This window comes from Shewanella sp. SM73 (assembly GCF_025653795.1).
Taxonomy (GTDB): Bacteria; Pseudomonadota; Gammaproteobacteria; order Enterobacterales; family Shewanellaceae; genus Shewanella; species Shewanella oncorhynchi.
Map to the genome: position 1 here is coordinate 481,560 of NZ_JAKKRY010000002.1, position 6,917 is coordinate 488,476.

Annotated in this window: 5 protein-coding genes, 1 tRNA gene and 1 rRNA gene; 2 read left to right on the forward strand and 5 right to left on the reverse strand. The window is 44.7% G+C overall.

All coding sequences use genetic code 11. From position 1 onward, the window contains the following. Nucleotides 1-102 precede the first annotated feature (102 nt). Nucleotides 103-330 (forward strand): hypothetical protein, encoded by a 228-nt coding sequence (locus tag L5M51_RS05300; RefSeq protein WP_105250390.1) that lies wholly within the window; start codon nucleotides 103-105, stop codon nucleotides 328-330. Nucleotides 331-348: 18 nt separating this feature from the next. Here L5M51_RS05300 and L5M51_RS05305 read toward each other — a convergent pair whose 3' ends face one another. From L5M51_RS05305 to hemE, 3 genes are all read right to left on the reverse strand, one after another. Continuing rightward, complete coding sequence (locus L5M51_RS05305) at nucleotides 349-1,152, reverse strand: SDR family oxidoreductase (RefSeq protein ID WP_168827793.1); 804 nt, start codon at nucleotides 1,150-1,152, stop codon at nucleotides 349-351. 75 nt (nucleotides 1,153-1,227) lie between these two features. Next, nucleotides 1,228-3,807, reverse strand: coding sequence for a putative bifunctional diguanylate cyclase/phosphodiesterase (locus L5M51_RS05310; RefSeq protein WP_263171892.1), 2,580 nt, complete (start codon nucleotides 3,805-3,807; stop codon nucleotides 1,228-1,230). 416 nt (nucleotides 3,808-4,223) lie between these two features. Continuing rightward, nucleotides 4,224-5,288 carry a uroporphyrinogen decarboxylase gene (hemE, locus tag L5M51_RS05315; protein ID WP_006079904.1) on the reverse strand — a complete coding sequence of 355 codons (1,065 nt, stop codon included), beginning with the start codon at nucleotides 5,286-5,288 and terminating at the stop codon, nucleotides 4,224-4,226. A 457-nt stretch (nucleotides 5,289-5,745) separates the two neighbouring features. On the opposite strand from hemE, the gene rsd reads away from it, so the two are divergent. Further along, nucleotides 5,746-6,225 (forward strand): sigma D regulator, encoded by a 480-nt coding sequence (gene rsd, locus L5M51_RS05320; protein ID WP_113941703.1) that lies wholly within the window; start codon nucleotides 5,746-5,748, stop codon nucleotides 6,223-6,225. Between the two features lie 494 nt (nucleotides 6,226-6,719). Here rsd and L5M51_RS05325 read toward each other — a convergent pair. Together L5M51_RS05325 and rrf are read right to left on the reverse strand one after the other, a co-directional pair. Next, nucleotides 6,720-6,796 (reverse strand) — tRNA-Asp (locus L5M51_RS05325). Nucleotides 6,797-6,832: 36 nt separating this feature from the next. Beyond that, nucleotides 6,833-6,917, reverse strand: a 5S ribosomal RNA gene (rrf, locus tag L5M51_RS05330); the annotation flags it as partial.

Here is a 6,917-nt window from a genome sequence, read left to right on the forward strand (position 1 = left end):
TTTGCCTGAAAATGTGATGTAAAGCACATACCTAGGTTCAGATGACGTGCACCATCTAGCTTCTTATATTTTTAACAATCATGAAATTAATGGGGTAAATATATGGGTTATTCGATAAAAGATCTTATTTATCAAGGTGAAAAATCAGGCGTGCATAACTGGCAAACCCTAGAAGGAGCCAGCTTTTACTGGCATCCAGATTGGTTTCATATTGCAGAGGATATGACGGGCCATAACGCGACTGTGACTATCGATATCGATGGGGACAAAGCGACTCAAAGTGAAGCTGAACAATCCATCATTAAGCATCTCAATAAGAGTGGCAAATAGCTTGTAGTGGCAAAGACTTTAGTGCCCGGAGGCGATCGCCCTGCGGGCAATTTTGTCGATTAAGCCTGGCGCGATCAGCTTAAGCCAACGCCCCAAACGACCGCGAAGTGAAGTAATCAGTTGACGGCCTCGAGTTGCAATCACTGGCAACATCATATTAGCGCATTGCTCAGCCGTCAGTATCTTAGCTTCCTGCATCGGAGATTTACCTAAAGGATGACCTGCACCATCGAGGGCACGTTTGTGAATTTGTGACACTACAAAATCGGGGCAAATAACAGTTACGGCCACATTATCATCCACTAATTCAATCCGCAAAGAATCGAAAAAACCAATCACAGCATGTTTAGATGCAGCATAACCGCTGCGAGTAGGAACGCCCGTTAATCCAGCGACTGACGCCACAACCACCACTTGGCCTTTACTGGCTTTCAAGTGCGGTAACGCGGCATGGGTTAAATACGCAGGACCAAGATAATTCACCCGCATTATGTCTTCAAGCACTGAGAGCTGAGTCAGTTCATCAAAACGTGACCACATAGTCATGCCTGCATTATTAATCAAAATATCGAGATGGCCATAATGCGCAACTGCAGCTTCAACTAAGGCTTCACACTGTTCAGGACTGGAGACATCGGCGGCAAATACAAAAGGAGGCGGACCATAATTAGCGATTTCTAAAGCGAGTGAGGCGAGGCGTGTTTCATTACGCGCACTGAGCACCAGTTGGCAGCCCATTCGCGCCATTGCCACTGCGAGCGCCCGACCAATACCTTCTGAGGCACCCGTGATGATCACGACCTTGCCAGTGAGTCCATCCATAGTCATTCCTTTGTTATCGCTATGTTAATTACGCCTTTTGCTAAATTGGCATAATCACGCTAAAAGCGCAATCCTTCACGCGCGTTGTGCAAGCCTCATCTCATATTGCTCACGATAATTAGCTAAGGGTTGCGGGCGCCCTATCGCATAACCTTGCGCATAGTTAATGCCTATGCTCAACAATCTGTCAATAATATCCTGATTCTCAACAAATTCAGCAACAGTCTCGATTCCCATAACCCGACAAACATCCTGAATCGATTTAACGATGGCGTAGTCTTTAGCATTCACGGCGAGATTCTTAATAAAACAGCCGTCGATTTTGACATAATCCACGGGCAGCTCACGCAGATAACCATAAGAGGCAAAACCACTGCCAAAATCATCCAGTGCAAATGAGAAACCGAGTTTACGTAACTGCTTCAACATTTCCATACCACGATTGCGATTTTGGATCGCGGTGGTTTCAGTAATTTCAAAACAAATACATTGGCTTGGAATATCAAAAATGTGTTGCTGCTGGGCGATATATTCCACCATACCTTCGGCACCTAAACTATTGCCCGAAAGGTTGATCGAAATACAATGATCAGGCCAAAGCACGGGGTTCAAAGACAACCATAAAAAAGCTTTGCGGATGACTTCTTTATCGATATCTGGCATCAACTTAAAACGTTCAGCGGCGGCTATAAACTGCGCAGGCGCCAAAATGCGGCCACAGGGCTCTTGAATTCGTAACAGAATTTCCATTCGTTGTCGCTGCGGACCACTGCCTAGTCCGCGGATCGGTTGGTAATACAGAATCAACTCGTTTTCTTCAATCGCTTGCGCGATACGTACCGCCCACTTAGGCGCATTTCTTTGGTAGGTGAGTTCTTTATCTTTATCATCGTAAAAATGAATTTGATTGGCGCCCTTAGCTTTAGCGGCAATGCAGGCGATATCAGCGTCTTTTAATAACTCTTGTGCATCGATATAGGGGGCTCGGCCAAAGGCAACACCTATGCTGAGGCCAACTTTATAATTACAGTTTTTATCGTTCAACACTTGCATGGAGACTTGCGCGATCATTTGCTTCAGTAATTGCGCCACAGATAAGGCACTACGATTACAAATCACTAAACCAAACTCATCGCCACCAAGGCGCGCCAATAGCTCCTGTGGCCCAAGACAAGCCTGCATTGCCTTAGCCACCATAGCAAGCATACGATCGCCTGCAGTATGGCCACAGCTGTCGTTAATCAACTTGAATTGCTCCAAATCGAGATAACAAACGGCGATAGTTTTGGCTGAGGCGGCAAATTGGGGTAACTGCTCATCAAATGCCTGACGGTTTAGCAGCCCTGTAATGCTATCGAAATTTGCCCTTTTTTGTAGCTGGTGTTTAAGCAACTCTTCTTGAGTGATATCCCGCAATACCACGACAGTACCAACAATTTCTTTATCGTGATTGCGCAGATTGCTGATACTGCGCTCCATAATCCGAGGCGAAGCAGTTAATAGCTTGATTTTCTCGACCTGCGGTGCTGATTCTTCGAGACGAATGCAGGTAAAAACCGCCTGATTCAACTGCTCCCCAGCCTTTAACAGACTCGCAAGGCTCTGACCTATGGCATAGCAACTAGCAACATCGAGAAGCAACTCGGCCCGCGGATTCATATAAATCACGTTGGCATCGACATCGGTCAAAATCACCGCTTCAGCAATGGATTCTAAGGTGATTTTCGCGCGTTCTTTTTGCTGATAAATTCTGGCCAGCAAGCTATTAACACGGCTGGCGAGCACTTCTAATTCTTCATTACCCTCGCTTGTAACGGGTTGATATACACTGGACATAGGATCGACCAGCGCCAATTGATGCATCAGATTTTTAAAAGGTTTGAGTAAGCCCGAACGCAGCCAAATATAACCAAGACCAACAATAAACACACCAAAGAGAATAAATCCGAGCGATACCCAATCAAGTTGAAATTTAACCTCTCTAAAGGGACCATCGGAAAACAGCACTTGCAGGTAGACAGGCTTATCTTTTAACAGACTTGGAATGTTAATCGCGTCACTGTGCACACCATCAACTGTTGGCGTAACTTCGCGAGAATGGCTCATGCTCACCTTAGTCACCAATAAGGCCTGAGCATATTCCAGTAAGTCTTTATCAGTCAGTTGGCGTACCAGCAGCACAGATTCATTGGGCGCAGAAGCCACGGAAGTAACGACATAAGCATACTTGCCCATCAAATAAGCGCCAGCAACACTGGGCTTATCGGCACTGACAATAGCATTGGCGATTTCTCGTAACCTATCATTCTCAAAGGGACGTTCATTGGGGAAAAAAGGGTGCAATTCACCCTGCCGTAGAATATACCAACTCAGATTGGCTGACATTGAGCTATCGCGCCACGAGGATTCAAGCTTTTTAAGTTGGTCTTCATCTAATTGAGACAAAGGTAAGGCATAGATATTAGTGAGAAAGGTTAAGCGATCGACATCAATTTGAAACTGCTGCTGGATATTGGCAAGCTCACGGTTAGCACTATCTTGACGTAGTAGCTCGACGCGATGGTCGTACCAATAACCAAGACAATAGGAGACAATTACCACCGCAGGGAGACAAAAGCCCGCAATAAATACCATTATTTTCTTGCCAATGTGCATCTCTTACCACGGCTTATTATGACTAAATTGATTGACGGCCTTGCATAATCCTTCATTACGCCATGCAACATATCTCATTTGCGAATAGTATTAAACATCACTTCGCTTTAGTCGTTGCTAAAGTAGACATTTTCATGCAATTAAATCCATTTCATACCTTTGATTTAAAAATAAAATTTATAAATTAAACAATTCTGAATTTTACTTTTTATCAAGATAATTCACACATAATCAGTATGTGAATATAGGGTATTTAAGTCGTTATTTAAAAGTAAGACTCATTAAGCTCGCAGACGATAGAAACTACCGCATACGCTAATCCATAAAGATACCTTCGCCAGAAGCTCCAACGCTATCAAATTCAAATGTCGGATATAAAACAGGCCCGCAAGCGGGCCTGTTTCGCAAACCAAAAATTATTTATGGTATTGCTTTGATTGTGCATGAACCGCCTTGATAAAGGCGCCAGCATGTTCTGGATCGACATGCTGATGAATACCATGGCCTAGGTTAAATACATGGCCAGTACCTTCACCATAACCCGCTAGAATATGGCCAACTTCCTCTTCGATACGTGGAATTGGCGCATACAACATGGATGGGTCCATGTTGCCTTGCAATGCAACTTTATGGCCTACACGACGACGGGCATCGGCAATGTCTACCGTCCAATCCAAACCTAGTGCATCACAGCCAGTTTCTGCCATCGCTTCTAGCCACAAACCACCGCCTTTAGTAAACAGCGTCACTGGCACTTTACGGCCATCGGCAAAGCGTGTCAGACCATCAATAATCTTCTGCATATAACGCAAAGAAAACTCACGGTAAGCAGAATGCGATAACGCACCGCCCCATGAGTCAAATATCATCAAAGATTGCGCACCGTTAGCAACTTGAGCATTCAGGTATAAGATCACTGAATCGGCTAATTTATCTAACAGCATGTGTAATGCCATTGGCTCAGCGTAAGCCATCTTCTTAATTTTTTCGAAGGTTTTGCTCGAACCACCTTCAACCATGTAAGTAGCTAAGGTCCAAGGTGAACCAGAAAAGCCAATTAACGGCACTGCACCATTCAGTTCACGGCGAATAGTGCTAACGGCTTTCATCACATAACCCAGCTCATCTTCTGGATCTGGAATTGAGAGCTTTTTGATCGCATCGATAGTGTCTGTTGGGCGTTCGAAACGTGGGCCTTCACCCGCCTCAAAATACAAACCTAAACCCATAGCATCGGGCACTGTTAGGATATCGGAAAACAAAATCGCCGCATCGAGATCATAACGACGTAAAGGTTGCAGCGTGACTTCACAGGCAAGCTCATGATTTTTACACAAAGACATGAAGTCACCCGCTTGAGCGCGAGTGGCTTTATATTCAGGAAGATAACGGCCAGCTTGACGCATCATCCACACAGGGGTCACATCGACAGGCTCTTTTAGTAGGGCGCGTAAATAACGATCATTCTTTAATTCTGCCATTGGGCTTGGTTCCTAGTCTTATTGAGATCCGCTGGGTCGGTAGTTTAGCATTTACGCGAATAATGTAACCTTTATGTGCAAATTTATGTGAGCTATTCCCCATCATTGGCGTCGATTTGACCGCATAAACCGGAAAATGTTAGCCAGCTAACATACTGCTCATTTATTCGTAACGAAGTCACACTCAGACAGAAAAAAGTTGCGCCGGTTCCCCGCCTTTGGTATAAAAAGTCTGCGCTAGCAAGAACAATCAAGAAGCTCGTCGCATCGAGCCTGCTATAAACTTTACTCGCCCAACGATAGGTTTCTATCGTTGGGCTTTTTATTTGCATTTTTCGATATGAAACAGCTGGTTTGTCCATTTCGTCATTCTCGCAAATTCGCATGAAAAGAGTTGATCGATTAGCAACTTGTCCCTACATTAGAGTTATGTGCTGGCACTTAAATGGAATGCATCATGCTGAGAGAACTCGAAAAAGCAGAACAGAAGTGGGGCGGTTCAAATAAGCTTATTGATCAATGGCTAAAAAACCGTCGAAAACTGTTAGTGCATTACTGCCAAATTGCTGGGCTTCCTCCTTACAGTAAATCAGAAAAATCGCTTCCCTCGTTCGAACATGTTAAATCTTTCTGTGACTTATTAGTTGACTATGTCTCCGAAGGACATTTCGAGGTCTATGATAAAGTCGTTAATGCCTGCAGTGAATATGGCGAATCAAGCAAAACGCTCGCGCAACAAGTACTGCCCAAAATCACGCCAACCACGAATGCAGCATTAGATTTCAACGATAAATATGCGGAAACACAAGACGATTTCGTATTATATCAACTCGATAAAGACCTATCTGAGCTCGCCCATAACATGGAAACACGCTTCGAACTCGAAGATGAACTACTTGAAGTTCTCCATCGCAAACATTCTGAGCACAACCAGTAGCCCCCTTCCTAAGCGCACCTTGCTGCATCTGTGCGCTTATCTATCCTTTCCCTCAATCGTTTTGAAAATGAAGTAGCATGGCTTTGGGCTACAATAGGAACACGTCCTAGTGCCATCAGACAGCAACCGTTTGAATCAAATTGAATCCGATAGAGCAGATGTAGTCATGGCCGAGGCAGCACACATTGGCAAATCGTTGTTTCAATAGGTATGGCGATATTGTTATGTAATGCTCGATAGCATTAATGTCTTGAGGAGCCACAGAAGATGGCTCAGTTGTGCTTTCGGGAATGGATAAACTTTGCTAATTAATAGAATAGGTTTAGCTTTAAAACAAAAAATTCATATTCTGGTAAGGATTTCGTCTGCATGATGGCCGAGTATGGCGATAACCACATGCTTCGAGCCCGAAGCATGTGCGTCACTGACACGAAATATCCACAACGCCATAACGAAAAAAGCCTCATCTTTCGATGAGGCTTATCTCTTAATGTTGGCGGAGCGGACGGGACTCGAACCCGCGACCCCCGGCGTGACAGGCCGGTATTCTAACCAACTGAACTACCGCTCCTTTAGGTTAACGTCTACACGTTAACCTAAATTAGGCGCTTGGCGATGACCTACTCTCACATGGGGAGACCCCACACTACCATCGGCGCGTTTGCGTTTCACTTCTGAGTTCGGGATGGGAT

What these genes read in the sequence shown, in the direction of transcription:
- L5M51_RS05300 (WP_105250390.1), top strand. Translation starts at nt 103, where the DNA reads ATGGGTTATTCGATAAAAGATCTTATTTATCAAGGTGAAAAATCAGGC.
- L5M51_RS05305 (WP_168827793.1), bottom strand. Translation starts at nt 1,152, where the DNA reads ATGGATGGACTCACTGGCAAGGTCGTGATCATCACGGGTGCCTCAGAA.
- L5M51_RS05310 (WP_263171892.1), bottom strand. Translation starts at nt 3,807, where the DNA reads ATGCACATTGGCAAGAAAATAATGGTATTTATTGCGGGCTTTTGTCTC.
- hemE (WP_006079904.1), bottom strand. Translation starts at nt 5,288, where the DNA reads ATGGCAGAATTAAAGAATGATCGTTATTTACGCGCCCTACTAAAAGAG.
- rsd (WP_113941703.1), top strand. Translation starts at nt 5,746, where the DNA reads ATGCTGAGAGAACTCGAAAAAGCAGAACAGAAGTGGGGCGGTTCAAAT.